Here is an 18,733-nt window from a genome sequence, read left to right on the forward strand (position 1 = left end):
AAGATCAGGGGCTGGATTCCGGCTCCTGCCCAGCGTCCAGATTTTCCGACTCCGGTGTGGGCAAGGCATCTTCGCCACTGGATTCCGGTGCGACGGGGGCGGTTTCCGGCAAACGACTGCCGTCGCCACCCTCGGCATCGCCCTGAACGCCTGCGGGATCGGCTCCCGACGAGGTTTCCTGCGGGGAAGCGGAACTCATTTCCGTGGCTCCGTCGCGACGATAGACCACCTTACGCGTGCCACCATCACAACTGCCAACCACCTCGGCCCCGGCAAAGCTTTCGCCCTCTCGGACGACATCATCTTCCACCTGAGCGTTATCGACGATCTCGAGCAGAAAGTGTCGCGCCCCATTGTCACGGATGGTCTGGTCGATCTGCGCTTTCAGGCGCTCACAAGCCAGCCGGGTTTCCGGCTGCTGATCGAAAGGCGATTGCTCCGCCTGGCCCTGCGCCCACGCCAGTGACGATCCCAGTGCGGCACCGCTCAACAATCCGACCATGACGGCGGTCTTTCCGATAAAGGCACGCATAGAAACTCCTCGACCCATTTGCCGCGCGAGACTGGCATGTCGTTCGCCAACTCGCACACGAGTGATACCCAGCCACGCGTGACCCGTCTCGACAGCTCCGCTATCGAAACATCTCACAGTCGAAATTCCCCTCCTTTCTCGATCGCTCGCTGATAGGCGGGCCGCTCGCGCATCTCCTCGAGCACCCTCTTAATATTAGGATAATTGGATAAATCGGTACGACTTTCTGCGGCCAGAAGCGGAAAGCTCATCTGGATGTCGGCGGCGCTGAAATCGTTTCCGGCAAACCAGGCATAGTGTTCAAGCTCGCTTTCCCAGTAGTCGAGATGCAGACGGAGCTGCGGATCGAGGAATTTCTGACGGACCCCGGCGGCGAGCAACTTCCCGATCGGACGGATGATCGCGGGCACCGGTGGCTTACCCAGCTTCGAGAACACCAGCTTCATCACCAGCAACGGCATGGCCGAACCTTCTGCGTAGTGAAGCCAGTGGATATAGCGCAGACGTTCGGGTGTGCCCGCTTCCGGCACCAGCGCATCGCCATCGTAGCGGGCGACGAGATATTCGACGATCGCCCCGGACTCGGCCACCGTGTAGGCGTCGTCGGTGATCACCGGCGACTTGCCCAATGGATGCACCTTCTTCAATTCGGGTGGCGCCAATAGCGTTCCGGGGTCACGACGGTACGTTCGAATCCGGTACTCGGCCCCCAGCTCTTCAAGCAACCAGAGAATACGTTGCGAACGGGAGTTTTCGAGATGATGCACGGTAATCATGGGCGGCCTTCCCTGCCGGTAGTTCGAATGCTTCGAGAATCCAGGGGCTTGTCAAATTGCCGGATGGACTGGAACGAGCTGACTTAACCATAGGAAGTTATCGGTAAAGCCGCCAATCGCAAAAACGGCGCCGTAATGGCGCCGTCGGCAGGATCAGTCGGACATCATCAATGCTCCTGCTCGAACATCTCGTCGCCGATATCATCGATGTAACGCTGGCTCTTGGCGACCGTCAACTCGACACAGGCATCTTCGCCAGGGACGACATCGGAGCGCTCGAACCGGCGCTCCAGCGTTTCGCCACCTTCGACCGGCTTGCGAATCCAGCCGCTGACCCGGTACTGACCGCCGGCATCCTGCGGCTCGGGTACGATCAGGAAGCCCTTGTACTCGACCGGCTCCCGCGCCGGTGCGGACGTCGACTTCCCGCTCGCCGACTTGGGCTCCGAACCGCCACCCAGCAGGCTGGAGAACAGTTTCTTCAACATACGTTGCTCCCGATACGCATACCGACGACTGCATCGGCATCATTGATGGGGCCGGAGCGCCGAGCCATTTCAGCTGGCGGAACGACCTTTGCCTGCCGCGATCCGCAGACGCAGCGCGTTGAGCTTGATGAAGCCTTCGGCATCCTTCTGATCGTAGGCGCCGGCGTCATCTTCGAACGTCGCGATCGACTCGTCGAACAGCGACTGCTCGGACTGACGACCGACCACGATGGCATTGCCCTTGTAGAGCTTCATGCGAACCACACCATTGACGAATTCCTGGGTTTCATCGATCGCCGCCTGCAACATGCGACGCTCCGGACTCCACCAGTAGCCGTTGTAGATGACCTTGGCGTACTTGGGCATCAGCTCGTCCTTGAGATGCGCCGCCTCGCGATCGAGCGTCAATGACTCGATCGCCCGGTGCGCGCGCAGCAGGATGGTGCCGCCGGGGGTCTCGTAACAGCCACGGGATTTCATCCCGACGTAACGGTTCTCGACGATGTCCAGACGGCCGATACCATTGTCGCCGCCCAGCTTGTTGAGCTTGGCCAGCACTTCGTGCGGCTTGAGCGATTCGCCGTCGATCGCCACGACGTCGCCTTTCTCGTACGTCAGCTCGATATAGGTGGGCTGGTCCGGCGCCGCTTCCGGCGAAACGCTCCAGCGCCACATCTCCTCTTCCGCCTCGGCCCACGGATCCTCGAGGATGCCGCCCTCATAGGAGATGTGCAGCAGGTTGGCGTCCATCGAGTACGGCGACTTCTTCTTGCTCTTGGAGAAATCGACCGGGATGTCGTTGTCTTCGCAATAGGCCATCAGCTTCTCGCGCGAGTTGAGATCCCATTCGCGCCACGGGGCGATGACCTTGACGCCCGGCTTCAACGCGTAGGCGCCCAGCTCGAAGCGCACCTGGTCGTTGCCCTTGCCGGTGGCACCGTGGGAAATCGCATCGGCACCGGTCTCGTTGGCGATCTCGATCAGACGCTTGGCGATCAGCGGTCGCGCAATCGAGGTGCCGAGCAGATACTCGCCTTCGTAGATCGTATTGGCGCGGAACATCGGGTAGACGTAATCGCGGACGAACTCTTCCCGCAAGTCCTCGATGTAGATCTCCTTGACCCCGAGCGCCTGCGCCTTGGTTCGGGCCGGCTCGACCTCTTCCCCTTGACCGATATCGGCGGTGAAGGTGACCACTTCACAAGCGTAGGTCTCCTGCAGCCACTTCACGATCACGGAAGTGTCAAGGCCGCCGGAATAAGCGAGGACGACCTTTTTGACATCGGACATGCGACAGCTCCTTAGCAATATGGAATTGATGGGCGAGGTTTGCGGGATGCAGCGATCAGTGACCGGGCAAATCGTGGATTATAGCGTCCCGAAGCCGCGGCGAACACCAAGCCAAGGGACGCCAATGACCTGAACTGCTAGACTCTACGCGATTTCATCATCACTACCACATCAAGGGAATGGGAGTCATCGCATGTCGGACGCCAGCACGAAGGAGCTGATGGCGCAGCGTTTTCGCGGGTATCTCCCGGTGGTGGTAGATATCGAGACCGGTGGATTCAATTCCGCCACGGATGCACTACTGGAAATTGCTGCCGTGCCGTTGACGATGGACGCGCAAGGCAATCTGCTGCCCCTCGATACGATCGCCTTTCACGTCGAGCCATTCGAGGGCGCCAATGTCGAACGGTCCGCCCTGGATTTCACCGGCATCGATCTTTCCAGCGCCTTCCGCAAGGAAATTGCGGTGAGCGAGAGAGAAGCCCTGGATGGCATCTTCAAGCCGATTCGCAAGACCATCAAGTCCCACGACTGTACGCGAGCGATTCTGGTAGGCCACAACGCCTCGTTCGACCAAGGCTTCCTGAACGCCGCCATCAACCGCTGCAACATCAAGCGCAACCCCTTCCATCCATTCTCGAGCTTCGACACCGCCACGCTGTCGGCACTGGCCTATGGCCAGACCGTATTGGCGCGCGCCTGTCAGGCTGCCGGTATCGATTTCGACAGCTCCTCGGCGCATTCGGCGAGCTACGACACCGAACGCACCGCAGAACTCTTCTGCGCCATCATCAACCGCTTCAAGGATCTCGGCGGCTGGAATCTGGCCATGAAGGAACAAGGGCTCGACGAGATCTGAATTCCGAAACGGCTGAATCTCGAAACGACTGAACCTCGAAACGAAAGACGCCCCGTGCGATGACGGGGCGTCTCGGAGACGAGGCTCGAAAGGATGACTCAGCTGTCGCTGGAAGCCTCGGCCGATTTGGCCGCAGCCGCCTTGACCATCGGCTCCAGCTCGCCGTTCTGATACATCTCGACGATGATGTCGCAACCGCCGACCAGTTCACCATCGATCCACAGCTGAGGGAACGTCGGCCAGCTGGCGTACTTCGGCAGCTCGGTACGAATATCCGGGTTATCCAGAATATTGACGAACGCGAACTTCTCGCCGCAGGCCATCAGCGCCTGAACCGCCTGGGCCGAGAAGCCGCACTGCGGCAACTGGGGCGACCCCTTCATGTAAAGCAGAATCGCGTTGTCACTGATCTGCTGCTTGATCGCTTCGATGGTATCGCTCATGAGACGTCCTATAGCGGGAAGAGAAGGTCGATGCCGACTCTTCGCGTGTACGCGAGTGTGAATGACCGTATTCCCATTCTACTGATGACATCGTCTGAAAACACCCCCGCTACCCTTTGAAGCTCCGGCCGGGCCATTGCGCCGCCCGCGGGGGCTGGTTAGGATGATTGGCTTTCGCACGGATCGGCCACCACCGCAGCAAACGCATGACCGGCCGATCCCGGCGCCGTCTCGCCAAACGCCCTTGCCGGCGCTTGGGACGCGGCGCTTTTTTCGTTTTTCCCGAGTCGACCGCGTGGGTAGCCCGCGATTGCGGCCGACGATCTCGAATTCGCCGTGCGGCGCGCCTGGATATTGCCGCATGCCTTGTAGCCAATGTCTCAACGTCAAGCCACGACAGGAAGCCGCCCATGAGCGCACGCCATTTTCTGACCCTGCTGGATCTCTCCGCCGACGAGCTGGCCTACCTGATCCAGCGCGGGATCACGATCAAGAATCGCCTGAAGGCCGACGGCCCGGTCTACACGCCGTTCAGCAATCGCACCCTGGCGATGATCTTCGAGAAGTCATCGACCCGGACTCGCGTCTCGTTCGAAACCGCCATGGCACAGTTCGGCGGGCATGCACTGTTCCTGTCATCGCGTGATACCCAGCTCGGCCGGGGCGAGCCGATTGGCGACACCGCTCGCGTGCTCTCCGAAATGGTCGATGCGGTCATGATCCGGACCTTTTCCCATGCGGGGCTCGAGGCGTTCGCCGCCGCCAGCTCGGTGCCGGTAATCAACGCGCTCACCGACGACTATCACCCGTGTCAGCTACTGGCCGATGTCATGACCTGGACCGAGTGCCGCGGGCCGGTGAAAGGCAAGACGGCGGTCTGGATCGGTGACGGCAACAACATGTGCCACTCCTGGATCAACGCTGCACGTCGGTTCGATTTCCAGTTGAGGATCTGCTGCCCGGAGGGTTACGAGCCGCGTCAGGACATTCTCGATGCCGCCGGCGAGCATGCCGTCATCGTCCGCGCCCCGAGCGACGCCGTTCGCGGCGCCGACCTGATAACCACGGACGTCTGGGCTTCGATGGGGCAGGAAGAAGAGCAGGCCAAGCGCGAACGGGACTTCGCCGGGTTCCAGGTCACCGAAGCCCTGTTGGATCAGGCCGCTCAAGATGCCCTCTTCCTGCACTGCCTGCCGGCGCACCGCGGAGAGGAGATCAGCACCACGCTACTCGACGACCCGCGAGCGGTCGTGTGGCAGGAAGCGGGCAACCGGCTGCATGCTCAGAAGGCGCTGATCGAGTTTCTGCTGCTCGGCCAGGTCGACTGAGAGCTTCTATGTCGCCCCCGCCGCGCGCACTGGCGCGCGGCGTCTCCTGCCGCGCGTTCCGACGGAACCGAATCCCCTGCTTCATTTTCCTGTCGCGTTTCCCGCTTCTCGTTGTTTGCAGGATGTTAAATGGCAGAGCCTTTAGCGTCATCGGCACTGGAGACATCGCGCTCCCTGACCAATACTGGTGACATCGAAGCGAGGTCTTCTCTGGATACCGTATTTCTGGATCCCGGCGTTTCTGGAAGAAACAGGTTTTGGACCCACGGAAGGAGAGCAGAATGATTCGAGTGGTTTTATTTCAGGATGGTGCCCCGATCGGCCATCCCTACTGCGACAGCAACGGTGTCATGACATTGCCGGTCGCCCCGCGCCCGGAAGAGGACATCATGCTGGATGGGTTTCCGATCAAGGTGCTCAACGTCACCTGGATGCTGGGAGCACAGGATTACGATCTCCGCATCGACGTCTCGCACCGAGAACGTTAGGGACTCGCGATGGACGTCAGGTACTCGCAATAGGCGTCCGGTAGTTGCGATAGGCTTCGAGCACTTGCGATAGGCTTCGAGCATTTGCGACAGCCGCCATGTTGTCGACATGGCCCGCCTCGAGCGCCAGCCACCCGGATCGATGACTGCGCTCGACCGAAGAACGCGGACCCAGGGTCGAGCCCGCGCTGGCAGCCGTCACTCGAGGTTATCAAGCCCCTTCTCGGCCATCGCCACGGCGCGAAACAGCGCACGACGCTTGTTGAGCGTCTCGTTCCATTCGTCGTCGGGGTCGGAGTCGGCCACGATCCCGCCTCCGGCCTGTACATGCAGCTCGCCATCCTTCAGTACGGCGGTACGAATGGCGATCGCCATGTCCATGTTACCGTGCCAGGAAAGATACCCGACCGCGCCGGAATAGATGCCGCGCTTGACCGGTTCGAGTTCGTCGATGATCTCCATCGCCCGGATCTTGGGCGCGCCCGAGAGCGTACCCGCCGGGAAGGTCGCCCGCAGCACGTCCATCGCCGACATGCCCTCGCTGAGCTTGCCGGTGACGTTGGACACGATGTGCATGACGTGAGAATAGCGCTCGATCGCCATCCTGTCGGTCAATTCGACGGTTCCGACCTGGCTGATGCGGCCGATATCGTTGCGCCCCAGATCGATCAGCATCAGGTGCTCGGCAATCTCCTTGGGATCGGCCAGCAGCTCCTCTTCCAGTGCCTTGTCCTGCTCCGGCGTGGCGCCGCGCGGCCGCGTGCCCGCAATGGGGCGCACGGTCACTTCGCCGTCTTCCAGCCGGGTCAGAATTTCCGGCGAGGAACCGATCACATGATGATCGTCGAGATTCAGGAAAAACATGTAGGGAGACGGGTTGAGACTGCGCAGCGCACGGTAGAGATCCAGCGGCGGCGCCTGGTAAGGGATAGACATGCGCTGGGACGGCACGCACTGCATTACATCGCCCGCCAGCACGTACTCCTTGATCCTGGCGACCGCGTCCTTGTAACCCTGCTCGCTGAAGCTGGCATGAAAATCGTCCTCGGCCACGTCCGCACGCCCCGTTCCCGGGCTCAGCGTGTTGAAAGTGGCACTGCGGAGCTTCAGCTCCAGCGTCTCGAGACGCTCGATGGCGTTGGCGTAGGCGTGAGGCGTCTCCGGGTCGGCATGCGTCCACAGCTGAAGACGACCCGAGAGATTATCGAAGACGACCAGATCGTCGCACACCATCAGCAGAATATCCGGCACCCCGATGGGGTCGGGCTTTTCGGCAGCGAGCGCGGTACGCAGCTTGGGCTCTATGTAGCGGATGGTGTCGTAGCCGAAATAACCGACCAGGCCGCCATCGAAGCGCGGCTGATCGTCGAGCTGGGGCACCTTGAAACGTGACTGGAACCGCTCGATCCACGCCAACGGATCCTCGACCTCGCTGGCGCCGTGCTGTTCTCCGTCGACGATATGTCGAACGGTAAAGCCACGAACCTCGATGCGCTCCCGGCTGGGCAGACCGATGATCGAGTAACGGCCCCACTTCTCTCCGCCCTGCACCGACTCGAGCAGAAAGGTCCAGGGCGCGTCGGCCAGTTTGAGATAGGTGGAAAGCGGCGTATCCAGATCGGCCAGCACCTCTCGGGTGACCGGAATACGGTTGTAGCCGGCTTGTGCCAGCTCGGCAAAGCGATCAGGGGTCATCATGGGACCGGGCTCCAGCAGTGAAAATCAGCAATCGGCAATCGAGGGAATCGGCTGACAGTCACCATCGCCAACACGTGACGTGGCGAATCGACGCGCTGGGGCTGAAAAGACGTTGGGTATCCGGTCGCATGTCAAAGCTCGGTCGAAGGAGGAACGGGAAAACACCGGGAAGGTACACAAAACCGGCGCCACATCTGCCGTGGCGCCGATTCGGAAACCCTAAACGAGTTCCCGGAGCGATTCAACTACGCCATCCGGGCGGCTGGAGACCACCGGTTCGCCGTGATTGTACCCGTAGGACACCGCCAGCGTGCGAAAGCCCGCGCGCCTCCCCGCCTCCACGTCATGGCGCGAATCCCCCACCATCAGACACTGCGCGGGATCGACCCCGTACTGCGTCGCCAGATGCAGTAACGGCGCCGGATGCGGCTTTTGCTGCGGCAGCGAATCCCCACCCAGCGTGGTACGAAAATAGCGGCGCAAATCCAGCGCTTCGAGAATCGGGTCGATGAACGCCGCCGGCTTGTTGGTGATCAGGGTGACGATGAATCCCTCCGCCTCGAGGGCATCCAGCGCCCCCCGCACGCCGGGATACACGCGGGTCTGCTCGCAGGGCGCCGCGTGATAATGGCGCAGAAAGTGATCGTGACTCGCTTCGATCAGTGACGCATCTGGCGCCTCGCCCACGACACTGGCCAGCGCGCGCTCCACCAGCTTGCGGGAACCATTGCCGACCCAATCGCGAACCCTGGCCTCGCCCACCGGCTCGAGGCCCTGCTCGACGAGCATGCCATCCACTGCCGCAGCCAGATCAGGGACGGAGTCGATCAGCGTTCCGTCGAGGTCGAATGCCACCAGGCGAATATCGTGAAGCAGCGGATGCATGAGAGCTCCCTTGTGAGAACGGGCCGGAAGATAGGCGTGCGGGCACCAGCTTACCCAAGACGGCGTAAGTTTACGCAACCCACGGATGCCAAGCGGCACTGATCGGCGTATCCTTTGGCCTATCTTTCGTCGAATCGACGGGTGCCGTTTTCCGTGAATGCGCAGTCTCACAGTCCGATATCGTCATCACTCGGCTCTTGCTGTGCCTACTTTTCGCCGGTTACCGGCTTTGCGGACATTCAACGCGACTTCCCGATTCGACAATGCTCGTTTTCCTCGAATGTTCTGGTTTCTTTCCTTTCCGATTTTCCGTCTGGAGCTTCCCATGACCACACCACGTATCGTCGTGGTCGGTGGCGGTGCGGGTGGACTCGAGCTTGCGACCCGTCTGGGTCGCAAGCTCGGCAAGTCCCGGCGTGCCGATATCGTCCTCGTAGATCGCAATCCGACCCACATCTGGAAACCGCTGCTGCACGAGATCGCGACCGGCACGCTCGACTCCGGACTCGATGAAGTTTCCTACCAGGGCCACTCGAAGAGTCACGGCTATCGCTTCCAGCGCGGCACGCTGAGTGCCATCGATCGCGACAACCGGACCCTCACGCTAGAGGCGATTCACGATCACGAAGACGTGGTCGTGCTGCCGGCCCGCCAGCTCGAATATGACTATCTGGTCCTGTCGGTGGGCAGCGTCTCCAACGACTTCGGTACCCCCGGCGTTGCCAGGCACTGCCACTTCATCGACAGCCCGCAGCAGGCGGAGAGCTTTCGCCGCAACATGCTCAATACCTTCCTGCGCTACAGCGACCCCGAGCGCAGGACGCATCCCAAGCTGACCGTGGGACTGGTCGGTGCGGGCGCCACCGGTGTCGAGCTGGCAGCCGAACTCTTCGGCGCATCGCGCATGCTGCACAGCTACGGCTTCACCGCGATGGATAGCGGCAAGCTCGAGGTTCACCTGATCGAGGCGGCGCCACGCATTCTGCCGGCGCTGCCCGAGCGGATCAGCCGCGCCGTTCATGGCGAACTCGAACGTCTCGGGGTCAAGATTCACGTCGATACTCGAGTCACCGAGGCCAACGCCAACGGCTTCATCACCGCCGATGGCGAGCCGCTGGAAACGGATCTCAGCGTCTGGGCCGCCGGCATCCGCGCGCCCGAATTCCTGTCGAACCTGGGTCTCGCCACCGAGCGCAATCACCAGATCAAGGTCAGCCAGACGCTGCAGAGTCTGGACGACGAGCGGATCTTCTCCTTCGGCGACTGCGCCTCCTGCCCTCAGCCCGACGACAAGCGCGTTCCCCCGCGCGCTCAGGCCGCCCACCAACAGGCGACCCACTGCTATCACAATCTGCGCGCGGCGATGGACGGCAAACCGCTCAAGCCCTTCGTCTACCGGGATCGGGGCTCGTTGATCTCGCTGGCCCATTTCGAGGCGGTCGGTAGCCTCATGCGCGGCGCGTCGGCGCGCAGCCTGTTCATCGAGGGCCGGCTTGCCAAGTTGTTCTACGCTTCTCTCTATCGCATGCATCAGATGGCGATTCACGGCATCTTCAAGACCGGCATGACCGTCATCGTCGATGGCCTCAACCGCTACATCCGCCCGAAAATGAAATTGCACTGATGCGCTGACCCCGAATTCGATACACCAGCGGAGAGACAACATGGATCGTTTCTACAATGCCCCCGGCGATGTCGTCGACGACATTCTCTATGCCTCGGCAGCGACTGCCCCGCTGCGCGTCGCCGAGCCGGATAGCGGCTTGCGCATTCTGGTTCGCAGCGACTGGGACAAGCACGCTCAAGGGCGGCGCCAGGTCGCGGTTCTCTCCGGCGGCGGCGCGGGTCACGAACCCGCTCACGCAGGATATATCGGCGAAGGCATGCTGACCGGCGCAATCTCCGGGAGTCTGTTCGCATCGCCCAGCGTCGAGGCCGTGCTGGCCGCGATTCGTGAAGTCTGTGGCGATGCCGGCTGCCTGCTGGTGGTCAAGAACTACACCGGCGACCGGCTCAACTTCGGGCTCGCTGCCGAGCGCGCCAGGAGTGAAGGGTTGAACGTCGCGATGGTCATCGTCGCCGACGACGTGGCCATCGAGCACGCCCCGCAGCCCCGAGGCATCGCCGGTACCCTGCTGGTGCACAAGCTGAGCGGTTATCTCGCCGGCCAGGAAACGCCGCTCGACACCATCCGCGAACGCGCTGGAGCGCTGTGCCGCCAAATGGCATCGCTGGGCATGGCGCTGAGCGCCGCGGCGCAGCCAGGTCAGGACGCCGCCGCGCGCGCCCCGGAGCTGGGGCTAGGGATTCACAACGAGACCGGCACGCGAGAGGTCGATCCGAAAAGCGCCGACGACGCCATGACCCTGGTTCTGGATCCGTTGCGCAACGCGCTTGCCGATCGCCAGCTCGACGGGCCCTGGATCGCGATGCTCAACGATCTCGGCAGCTGCTCCACCCAGGAGATGGGCGTACTCGCTGCCAGCCTGCTGCGTCAACTTGGCATCGATCAGGTAGCGCACTTGATTGGCCCGGCGCCGCTGATGACCTCGCTGGATATGCACGGTTTCTCGCTCACGCTGCTGCCAGCGGAAGATGACATCGTCATCGCGCTAGCGGCGCCGACGAGCGCTCCCGGCTGGCCCGGATTGCGTGCCATCCAGACCCCTGCGCATTTTTTGCCGGATACCCATCAGGATCATGAAGCGCTGGTCGAGAATGCCCCGCAGGACGCCAGCACTTCCGCCGCCCTCGAACGGATCATCGACGCCCTGCGCCAGTCGCGTAAGGAACTCGACGCACTGGACGCCAGGAGCGGCGATGGCGACGCTGGCGCCAGCATGCAGAGCGGCGCCGACGCGATCGCCAGGGCACTGCAGGCCGGACGGCTGAATACAGCCGCGCTGCCGCAGCTGTTTGCCGGCATCGGCCAACTGCTCTCGCGGGACATGGGTGGCTCCAGCGGCGTGCTGCTGTCGATCCTGATGACCGCTGCTGGCGCGTCGCTGGATCGTCGCGGCGAACTCGCCAAAGCGCTGGCCGAGGGCGTCGAAAAGATGCAGGCCTACGGTGGCGCCAGACTCGGCGACCGCACCATGCTCGACGCCCTGATCCCCGCCATCGAATCGCTGCAGCGGGGCGAATCGCTCATCCAGGCCGCGCAGGCCGCTCGCGATGGCGCCCAGGCCACTGCCGCGCTGACCCACGCCAACGCCGGGCGCTCTGCCTACGTGCCGGAGAGCGCCCTCAAAGGCGTCGTCGATCCCGGCGCTGAAGCCGTGGCAAGAGTGTTCGAGGCACTAAGCCATTCGGTCTCGTAGATCGTAGGACAGCGCTACCGAAAAGACCTACGCCATGTCCACTTGAATCGGCCACTTCGACGCCTCCGGGGCCGCGCTGAAAGACGAGGGACAAGCCGGGTCTTGTGACATGGATGTCACAAGAGGCGCGCCCGGACAGGGATGTCCTTGCGCGCCGACCCGAAGCGCAGGCCATCGTCTTTCAGGGTTTCGCGGACCAGCGGCGTCAATCAAGAGGGGGAGCGCGAGGGGGCGAGCGTTAAGCCCCCTCGTAACCACGAGCGGAACGGTCGTCGATGCTCGAACAGTCGTAAGCTGAAAAAGCTGGGATGTGGCACTTTGCCAAAGGGAGAAGCAGCCCTTCAGCTCCTCTACCCTTTTTCACACCTAATCCGTGATCGGCTTAGGCCACCACGCCGGCAGCAATGCCTGCGATTCGCGCTTCGCAAACCGGTCGTCGAGCAGATGAATCACCCCTTCATCCGTGCCAGAGCGGATCACGCGACCAGCGGCCTGCACTACCTTCTGCATGCCGGGAAAGAAGTAGGCATAGTCGTAGCCATGACCGTAGAGCGCCTGCAGCCGTGCGCGCATCTGCTCGTTGACCGGGTTGACCTGGGGTAGTCCCAGCGTCGCCACGAACGCCCCGATCAAGCGATCGCCCGGCAGATCGATGCCCTCGCCGAAAATCCCGCCCAGCACCGCGAATCCCACGCCTTCCCCGCTCGTCTCGAACCGCCCCAGAAACGCCTCGCGGGCGTCATCGTCCATGTGCGAGGCTTGCCGCCAGAGCGGAATTTGGGGATGACGTTCGGCCAGCCGATCGGCGACCTGCTCCAGATAGGCGAAGCTCGAAAAAAACGCCAGGTAATTACCGCGCCGTGCCTGGAACTGTTCGGCGATGCGATCCGCCAGCGGCGTCAGCGACGCCTCCCGGTCAGCATAACGAGTCGATAGCCGCGCGGCGATTTGCACCTCGAGCTGCGAGTCTCGAAACGGCGATGCCAGCGACACCCAGGGGGCACCTTCGGGTACGCCCAGCAGGTCACGATAGTAGGCTTCGGGAGCCAGGGTCGCGGAAAACAGGGCGCCGCCATGGGCAGCGGCAAAACGCGGCGCCAGGAACGGCGCCGGCACCACGTTGCGTAACGTCACCCGAGCGCCGGCATTGCGCTGCCGGCCCCGTGCGGACTGCCGCGTCACGTCGCAGATCGAATGATCGCCGAACACATCGGCGACGCGACAGAAGTGCTGGGCGTCGAACGCGAACCGTTGCAGCTCGCTATCCAGCGCGATCGGCTGCTCGCTCTGGTACTCGACGATCTGCGAGACGGCCTGTTGCAGTGCATTGATCAACTTGCAGGGCAGCGTCTCGAGCACGCGATACTCGACGTCACTTTCCTCTGCCAGCGCTTGCCAGACGGACGCCACTCGCGACAGCGGCCTCCTGAGCGGCGCCGGCAGCGTCGGCTTCAGCCGCCGGAAGGCGGCATGATCCAGCGTGGCGCTATACATGCCCCGCCCCCGCTCGACCAGATTGTGCGCCTCGTCGACGAGCAGACCGACCTGCCACTGCTGCTGCTGACTCAGGGCGTAGAGCATGGCGTGGAAATCGAACCAGTAGTTGACGTCGCCGATGACGACGTCGGCCCAGCGCGCCATCTCCTGACCCAGATAGTAGGGGCAGACTTGGTGACCGAGCGCGATCTCTCTCAAGCCGGCCCGATCCAGCCAGCCGCGCTCGACCGCCGCCACGCGCGCCGCGGGCAGCCGATCGTAGAAACCGGCGGCCAGCGGGCAGGAGTCACCGTGACAGGCCTTGTCCGGATGCTCGCAGGCCTTGGCGCGGGAAGTCAGCGTCAGTACGCGCAGGGGCACCGCTTCGGCTGCGCTATCAATATCGATATCGTCGCACCCGAGCTCGTCCGGGCCGGCCCCCTCGAGCCGTTGGCGTTCGGCACCTAACGAACGCAATGCATCGAGAGCCAGGCGCTGGCCGGTGTTGCGCGCCGTCAGAAAGAAGATCTTGTCCAGCGGCTCGCCCGGCATCGCCTTGAGCATGGGGAACAGCGTACCCAGCGTCTTGCCGATACCGGTGGGCGCCTGCAGCATCAGCCAGCGGCGGGTGTGAATCGACTTGTAGACCGTTTCTGCCAGCGGCCGCTGACCGTCGCGGAATCCGGCGAACGGGAATCGCAGCGCCTGCAACGCGCGATCACGCCGCCGCCGGTGGGCCAGTTCCTGCTGCGCCCAGGCCAGAAACGCCTGACAGAGTGTCTCGAACACCTCTCGCAGTTCATCCGCCGAACAGGACTCGCTCAATGGGGTTTCGCGCTGGCTGACGATATCGAAATAGATCAGCGCCACCGTCAGTTGATCCAGGCCCCGCTCGACGCAGAGCAGATGACCGTAGACCTTGGCCTGCGCCCAGTGCAGCGCCCGCTGGTTGGCCGGCTGGCGGGAGAGATCGCCACGATGCGTCTTGATCTCCTCCAACCGATTGGCGACGGGATCGTAGCCGTCGGCGCGCCCGCGAACCTCCAGATGACGATAGCTACCGCGCAGGGCGACTTCACGTTCGTAGCGTTCGCCGCGTCGTTCCCCGACCAGTTGATGGCCGGCAATGCCCTCCTGTGCCGAGGGCGACGGCGTGAAGCGCAGATCGAGATCGCCGCGCTTGGCCGCGAAGTCGCACAGGGCGCGCACGGCGATCCGGTAGCTCAAGAAAGCACTCCCGTCATGCTCTCGCCGTCGTTCGCGGCTGTCGTCTCGCCGTTTCCGGCCTCCCAGGTGACGTAGCAGACGCTGACCGGCATATCGTGACGGGCACAAAACTGGAGCCAGCGTTTCTGATTGTCCTGCAGGCGATCGCCGGGGCCTTTGACCTCGATCATGCGATACGTCGGCGACTCGCTCGCGCGGGCGTCCGACGAGTCATCGGCAACGCCCGGCCAGAACTGGATCAGGTCAGGCATTCCGGCGCGATTGGCGCGGATATCGCCGAGCAGACGCTCGAACCAGAGACGAAGATGACTGGCGGGAATGCACTGCAGGGCCAGCTCCAGCACGCGCTCGTCGAGCGCTTCCCAGAACACGAACGGTGACTGGATGCCGTGTTTGTCGTGATAGCGGCGGCGAATGATCTCCGCGTAGTCGCCCTGCTCGAGCGTCTCCAGGCAGCCATCGATCAGCTCGCGACGGCGGGCCTGAAAGTCCACCTCGAACAGATCGGTCGGCCCGCTATGAAACGGGTGGAAGAATGCCCCGGGCAGTGGCGCGAAGATCGCCTCCCAGCAGAGCAGTCCGAACAGGCCGTTGACGAGCACGTTCTCCACATAGCAGACCGGCGCCTCGTCGCGGGAGAGATGGCGGGCCACCGCCAGCTCGACGCTGGATGCCCGAGGCAATATCAGATCGAGACGTGGGGGTTCCGGTGCTTTCGTGCGTCTGGCTGAAACCACGCCCAGTTTGCGCCGCAGCCGCGGCAGCGCGCGTTCCAGCGCCTGACTCTCAGCGGCACTGACAGGCGCTTTCTCGGCCTGCTCGGCCAGTGTCAGCGCATCGCTCAATTCCTGCTGGGCTTCGAGCACGCGAATCTGACGGAGCCGAGCTTCCGGCGCCGAGCAGTCTCGGTAGAGCGCCAAAGCCTGACCGAGCTCGCCCTGGCGCTCGAGACGATAGGCCAGCTTGTAGATCAGCCGGCCTCGCCGACGCTCAAGCCAGTTGTTGTCGAACGCGATACGCGGGATATCCGGCAGCAGCGACTCCATCGGCTCGTCGGCGTCGAACCGCTCGCGACAGCGATGAAGATGATGATAGGCCTCCAGTTCCTCACGCCGGGAGAACGCTCGCGAGGCGGCATCCAGCTCGACGGCCTCGAAGCGATAGACGCCGAGTTCCGCCAGTACGAATTCCGACCAGTGCTGACGCAGGTTGCCGAAAAACATCAGTCGGAAGCGTTCGCACATGGCGTCGACGTTCAAACGATAGTGACGCTCTTCCAGGGTCGGCAGCCACTCGGCCAGCGGACGAGGATCCGGCGACTGCGCCTGCAAAGCCGAAAGCCAGACACGCTTGCCGGCACTCTTGCCGATACCTAGCTCCCCGAGCCACGGACCCATGTCGGTCGCGATTTCCGCTCGAGTCACCAGCGTGAACAGGGTTTCCAGCGTCAGCGGCGCGTGCTCCTCGATCCAACCGGCCTCGAGCAGTGGGCCCGCCACCTGATGGCTGTCGCCGATCTCGGCATAGACCAGGCGACTGGCGCGAAAATCGGCGCCCTTGCGCATGACCATCCGCACCAGCAGCGCCTGAGAGGCTTGAGGCAAGCGCTCGAAAGCGGCGATGAACGCCGATTCCTCGGCGCTCAGCAGATCCGCGTAGCGCGACGTCAACCAGTCGAGCACGCGGCGGAAGTTGGCGAGATAGTAAAGCGGATCTTCGAGCGTCGGCAGCGCCATGGGGTCCCCAGCGTCGGACTCAAAACACTGGGTAAGTATACAGACCCTGCATGAACGTTCGAAGCCTTGGCGCGGCTACTCCCCCAATTCCGTCTTGAGCTCCTGCCATAGACGGCGATAGGCGTGAGTGGCGCGGCTGCGAGGTGCCAGATCCGCCAGCGGCCGGTTTTCGAGACTCATGCGCTCGATGTCGCTGGCGTAGGGGATCCAGTTCTCCAGCGTCCGCCCCAACGCCTCGGGCGGGGAATCGATCCACTCGCAGTGCAGACGCCGACGTCGATCGACCAGATTGAAAAACGGCAGGACGCGTTCGCGCTGGCGCTTCTTGAGCTCGAGATGCGCCAGCATCCGCGAGAACGCCTGCACCGACAGCGGGCTGGGAATCGTCGGCACCAGGATGCGATCGGCGGCGCGGATCAGCTGTTCGGCCAGCGTGGAGAGCCCGGGTGGGCAGTCCAGAATCATCAGCGCGTACTCCTCGCTGAATGGCGCGATCAACCGTTTGAGGTGCTTGTCGCCCTCGGCCTTGTCCTCGAGGATACGATCGAGCTCGCGCAGTCGCATATCCGCCGGCAGCAGATCGAAACGCTCCCAGGGGGTGTGCTGCACCTGCTCACCCAGCGGCGACTTCCCCGACAGCAGCTTGCCGACCTTGCGGCTCATGCCGTTCTCCCCGCCCAGTATCCAGGTCGAGGCCCCCTGGGCATCGAGATCCCACAGCAGTACCGGCAGGCCATCGCGATTGGCTTCGCGGGCCAGGTTGACGGCGGCGGAACTCTTGCCGACGCCGCCTTTGAGGTTGTGCAGTGCCACCACTTTCATGATCGAAGCGTTCCAGGTCGACGTCGTCGGACGGTGACTGGAATTCTACGGTGCCGCGGGATCCGGGACGATGACAATCTGGTGACAGAACGATGACAGTCGATGTTGCTCGATCCAGCGGCGCTTGCCGGCCGCGCTGAGTCGCTTGATCGCGGCCTCGAGCTTGAGCGCATCGCTGTGGTTACCGACTACCTGGGCGTGGCGCAGAGTCAGCGGCCCTTTGCCGCGCAGCGCCCGTGCGCCACGGCCGCGGGCGTGCTGAGCGAACCGTCGGGCGACATCGGTGGTGATGCCGGTGTAGAGCGCGCCATTGGCCATCTCGACCAGATAGAGATACCACTGGCGCGGCTCGACGGGCGGCGTCGATGCTTCGGCGGTCGTCGACATGCCCTGTCAGCTCGCGGCGAGGGCCGAGCGCATCTTGCCGATCACGCCGTCGTAGCGATTGGGATCATCGAGATTTCGCGCCTTGAAGATCGCCGAGCCGGCAACGAACGTGTCGGCCCCCGCTCGGGCGATCTCGGCGATATTGTCCGGGCCCACGCCCCCGTCGACTTCCAGCCGGATCGGCAGGCCGCTGGCGTCGATGCGCCGACGCGCCTCGCGCAGCTTGTCGAGCGCCGCAGGTATGAAGGATTGCCCGCCAAAGCCGGGGTTGACGCTCATGATCAGGATCATGTCGACCTTGTCCATAACGTAATCCAGGTGGGAAAGCGGCGTTGCGGGATTGAACACCAGCCCCGCCTTGCAGCCGTGGCTGCGAATGAGCTGTAGCGAGCGGTCGATATGCTCGGACGCCTCCGGATGGAACGTCACGTAGCTGGCGCCGGCATCGATGAAATCCCCGATAAGCCGATCCACCGGCTTGACCATCAAATGGCAGTCGATAGGCGCGGTGATGCCATGCTTTCGCAGTGCCTCGCACACCATCGGCCCCATCGTCAGGTTGGGTACGTAATGGTTGTCCATGACGTCGAAATGGATGATATCGGCGCCCGATGCCACCACGTCCTCGACCTCCTGTCCCAGACAGGCGAAGTTGGCGGACAGAATCGAGGGGGCAATCTTGAAATCGCGCATGAGCGAAAATCCTTATGCAGGCTGGCTTCTGGCGCTCATTCTAGCGCACGCACCGCCACCTTTGGCCGATCCGGACGTAAAACCGCTGCGCCACCGAAGTCGACGAAGCGGTTGGCGTCGACTCTTTCTATACTGCATCTGGCCTCGACCGCGCGTATCCCGTCGGTCACATACAACAACGATGCTTCTGGGGGACATTTCATGCCTCGCTTCATTGCTGCCGCGCTGCCCGCTCGCCGGGTCATCGCGTTCTCCGTCTTCTGCCTGACCACCGCTGTCTCGGCG

The 18,733-nt window shown here is 63.0% G+C and carries 17 protein-coding genes; 5 read left to right on the forward strand and 12 right to left on the reverse strand.

Going from position 1 to position 18,733, the window contains the following annotated elements:
• Nucleotides 1–4: 4 nt before the first annotated feature.
• The 4 genes from DOM36_RS05540 to DOM36_RS05555 form a co-directional block, all read right to left on the reverse strand.
• On the reverse strand, nucleotides 5–532 hold the full coding sequence (locus tag DOM36_RS05540; protein ID WP_075571133.1) for a DUF1161 domain-containing protein: 528 nt from the start codon (nucleotides 530–532) through the stop codon (nucleotides 5–7).
• Between the two features lie 113 nt (nucleotides 533–645).
• The gene (locus DOM36_RS05545) at nucleotides 646–1,308 is read right to left on the reverse strand and encodes a glutathione S-transferase (protein ID WP_075571132.1); all 663 of its coding nucleotides are present in this window, start codon (nucleotides 1,306–1,308) and stop codon (nucleotides 646–648) included.
• Between the two features lie 167 nt (nucleotides 1,309–1,475).
• On the reverse strand, nucleotides 1,476–1,796 hold the full coding sequence (locus DOM36_RS05550) for an HlyU family transcriptional regulator (protein WP_075571131.1): 321 nt from the start codon (nucleotides 1,794–1,796) through the stop codon (nucleotides 1,476–1,478).
• A gap of 69 nt (nucleotides 1,797–1,865) precedes the next feature.
• The gene (locus tag DOM36_RS05555) at nucleotides 1,866–3,086 is read right to left on the reverse strand and encodes an argininosuccinate synthase (protein ID WP_075571130.1); all 1,221 of its coding nucleotides are present in this window, start codon (nucleotides 3,084–3,086) and stop codon (nucleotides 1,866–1,868) included.
• 193 nt (nucleotides 3,087–3,279) lie between these two features.
• Between DOM36_RS05555 and rnt the strand changes: the two genes are divergently transcribed.
• On the forward strand, nucleotides 3,280–3,945 hold the full coding sequence (gene rnt / locus DOM36_RS05560; RefSeq protein ID WP_075571129.1) for a ribonuclease T: 666 nt from the start codon (nucleotides 3,280–3,282) through the stop codon (nucleotides 3,943–3,945).
• A gap of 98 nt (nucleotides 3,946–4,043) precedes the next feature.
• Here rnt and grxD read toward each other — a convergent pair whose 3' ends face one another.
• Nucleotides 4,044–4,388, reverse strand: coding sequence for a Grx4 family monothiol glutaredoxin (grxD, locus tag DOM36_RS05565; RefSeq protein ID WP_075571128.1), 345 nt, complete (start codon nucleotides 4,386–4,388; stop codon nucleotides 4,044–4,046).
• 410 nt (nucleotides 4,389–4,798) lie between these two features.
• Between grxD and argF the strand changes: the two genes are divergently transcribed.
• Both argF and DOM36_RS05575 read left to right on the forward strand, forming a co-directional pair.
• Nucleotides 4,799–5,716: an ornithine carbamoyltransferase gene (argF, locus tag DOM36_RS05570; protein ID WP_075571127.1), complete on the forward strand. Its 918-nt coding sequence runs from the start codon at nucleotides 4,799–4,801 to the stop codon at nucleotides 5,714–5,716.
• Nucleotides 5,717–5,997: 281 nt separating this feature from the next.
• On the forward strand, nucleotides 5,998–6,204 hold the full coding sequence (locus tag DOM36_RS05575) for a hypothetical protein (protein ID WP_075571126.1): 207 nt from the start codon (nucleotides 5,998–6,000) through the stop codon (nucleotides 6,202–6,204).
• Nucleotides 6,205–6,402: 198 nt separating this feature from the next.
• Here the strand turns inward: DOM36_RS05575 and trpE are convergent, their stop codons facing one another.
• Together trpE and DOM36_RS05590 are read right to left on the reverse strand one after the other, a co-directional pair.
• On the reverse strand, nucleotides 6,403–7,899 hold the full coding sequence (trpE, locus tag DOM36_RS05585) for an anthranilate synthase component I (RefSeq protein ID WP_075571158.1): 1,497 nt from the start codon (nucleotides 7,897–7,899) through the stop codon (nucleotides 6,403–6,405).
• A gap of 222 nt (nucleotides 7,900–8,121) precedes the next feature.
• The gene (locus DOM36_RS05590; protein WP_110641741.1) at nucleotides 8,122–8,787 is read right to left on the reverse strand and encodes a phosphoglycolate phosphatase; all 666 of its coding nucleotides are present in this window, start codon (nucleotides 8,785–8,787) and stop codon (nucleotides 8,122–8,124) included.
• A 325-nt stretch (nucleotides 8,788–9,112) separates the two neighbouring features.
• On the opposite strand from DOM36_RS05590, the gene DOM36_RS05595 reads away from it, so the two are divergent.
• Together DOM36_RS05595 and DOM36_RS05600 are read left to right on the forward strand one after the other, a co-directional pair.
• Nucleotides 9,113–10,411: an NAD(P)/FAD-dependent oxidoreductase gene (locus tag DOM36_RS05595; protein ID WP_075571124.1), complete on the forward strand. Its 1,299-nt coding sequence runs from the start codon at nucleotides 9,113–9,115 to the stop codon at nucleotides 10,409–10,411.
• A 40-nt stretch (nucleotides 10,412–10,451) separates the two neighbouring features.
• Complete coding sequence (locus DOM36_RS05600; protein WP_110641743.1) at nucleotides 10,452–12,107, forward strand: dihydroxyacetone kinase subunit DhaK; 1,656 nt, start codon at nucleotides 10,452–10,454, stop codon at nucleotides 12,105–12,107.
• Nucleotides 12,108–12,473: 366 nt separating this feature from the next.
• Here the strand turns inward: DOM36_RS05600 and DOM36_RS05605 are convergent, their stop codons facing one another.
• From DOM36_RS05605 to rpe, 5 genes are all read right to left on the reverse strand, one after another.
• The gene (locus tag DOM36_RS05605) at nucleotides 12,474–14,810 is read right to left on the reverse strand and encodes an ATP-dependent DNA helicase (RefSeq protein WP_110641745.1); all 2,337 of its coding nucleotides are present in this window, start codon (nucleotides 14,808–14,810) and stop codon (nucleotides 12,474–12,476) included.
• A complete protein-coding gene (locus DOM36_RS05610) occupies nucleotides 14,807–16,546 on the reverse strand; it encodes a VRR-NUC domain-containing protein (RefSeq protein WP_110641747.1) in 1,740 nt (579 codons plus the stop codon). The genes DOM36_RS05605 and DOM36_RS05610 overlap by 4 nt, the downstream gene beginning before the upstream one ends.
• Nucleotides 16,547–16,621: 75 nt before the next feature.
• Nucleotides 16,622–17,368 (reverse strand): ParA family protein, encoded by a 747-nt coding sequence (locus DOM36_RS05615; protein WP_075571120.1) that lies wholly within the window; start codon nucleotides 17,366–17,368, stop codon nucleotides 16,622–16,624.
• A 45-nt stretch (nucleotides 17,369–17,413) separates the two neighbouring features.
• A complete protein-coding gene (locus DOM36_RS05620) occupies nucleotides 17,414–17,755 on the reverse strand; it encodes a GIY-YIG nuclease family protein (RefSeq protein ID WP_110641749.1) in 342 nt (113 codons plus the stop codon).
• Between the two features lie 6 nt (nucleotides 17,756–17,761).
• Nucleotides 17,762–18,448 carry a ribulose-phosphate 3-epimerase gene (gene rpe, locus DOM36_RS05625; protein ID WP_075571118.1) on the reverse strand — a complete coding sequence of 229 codons (687 nt, stop codon included), beginning with the start codon at nucleotides 18,446–18,448 and terminating at the stop codon, nucleotides 17,762–17,764.
• Nucleotides 18,449–18,733: the final 285 nt, after the last annotated feature.

It is taken from the genome of Salinicola sp. CPA57 (assembly GCF_003206035.1).
In the GTDB taxonomy this organism is placed as follows: Bacteria; Pseudomonadota; Gammaproteobacteria; order Pseudomonadales; family Halomonadaceae; genus Salinicola; species Salinicola socius.

Excerpts from the sequence above, each read along its gene's own strand:
- DOM36_RS05540 (WP_075571133.1), bottom strand. The coding sequence starts at position 532 with ATGCGTGCCTTTATCGGAAAGACCGCCGTCATGGTCGGATTGTTGAGC.
- DOM36_RS05545 (WP_075571132.1), bottom strand. The coding sequence starts at position 1,308 with ATGATTACCGTGCATCATCTCGAAAACTCCCGTTCGCAACGTATTCTC.
- DOM36_RS05550 (WP_075571131.1), bottom strand. The coding sequence starts at position 1,796 with ATGTTGAAGAAACTGTTCTCCAGCCTGCTGGGTGGCGGTTCGGAGCCC.
- DOM36_RS05555 (WP_075571130.1), bottom strand. The coding sequence starts at position 3,086 with ATGTCCGATGTCAAAAAGGTCGTCCTCGCTTATTCCGGCGGCCTTGAC.
- rnt (WP_075571129.1), top strand. The coding sequence starts at position 3,280 with ATGTCGGACGCCAGCACGAAGGAGCTGATGGCGCAGCGTTTTCGCGGG.
- grxD (WP_075571128.1), bottom strand. The coding sequence starts at position 4,388 with ATGAGCGATACCATCGAAGCGATCAAGCAGCAGATCAGTGACAACGCG.
- argF (WP_075571127.1), top strand. The coding sequence starts at position 4,799 with ATGAGCGCACGCCATTTTCTGACCCTGCTGGATCTCTCCGCCGACGAG.
- DOM36_RS05575 (WP_075571126.1), top strand. The coding sequence starts at position 5,998 with ATGATTCGAGTGGTTTTATTTCAGGATGGTGCCCCGATCGGCCATCCC.
- trpE (WP_075571158.1), bottom strand. The coding sequence starts at position 7,899 with ATGACCCCTGATCGCTTTGCCGAGCTGGCACAAGCCGGCTACAACCGT.
- DOM36_RS05590 (WP_110641741.1), bottom strand. The coding sequence starts at position 8,787 with ATGCATCCGCTGCTTCACGATATTCGCCTGGTGGCATTCGACCTCGAC.
- DOM36_RS05595 (WP_075571124.1), top strand. The coding sequence starts at position 9,113 with ATGACCACACCACGTATCGTCGTGGTCGGTGGCGGTGCGGGTGGACTC.
- DOM36_RS05600 (WP_110641743.1), top strand. The coding sequence starts at position 10,452 with ATGGATCGTTTCTACAATGCCCCCGGCGATGTCGTCGACGACATTCTC.
- DOM36_RS05610 (WP_110641747.1), bottom strand. The coding sequence starts at position 16,546 with ATGGCGCTGCCGACGCTCGAAGATCCGCTTTACTATCTCGCCAACTTC.
- DOM36_RS05615 (WP_075571120.1), bottom strand. The coding sequence starts at position 17,368 with ATGAAAGTGGTGGCACTGCACAACCTCAAAGGCGGCGTCGGCAAGAGT.
- DOM36_RS05620 (WP_110641749.1), bottom strand. The coding sequence starts at position 17,755 with ATGTCGACGACCGCCGAAGCATCGACGCCGCCCGTCGAGCCGCGCCAG.
- rpe (WP_075571118.1), bottom strand. The coding sequence starts at position 18,448 with ATGCGCGATTTCAAGATTGCCCCCTCGATTCTGTCCGCCAACTTCGCC.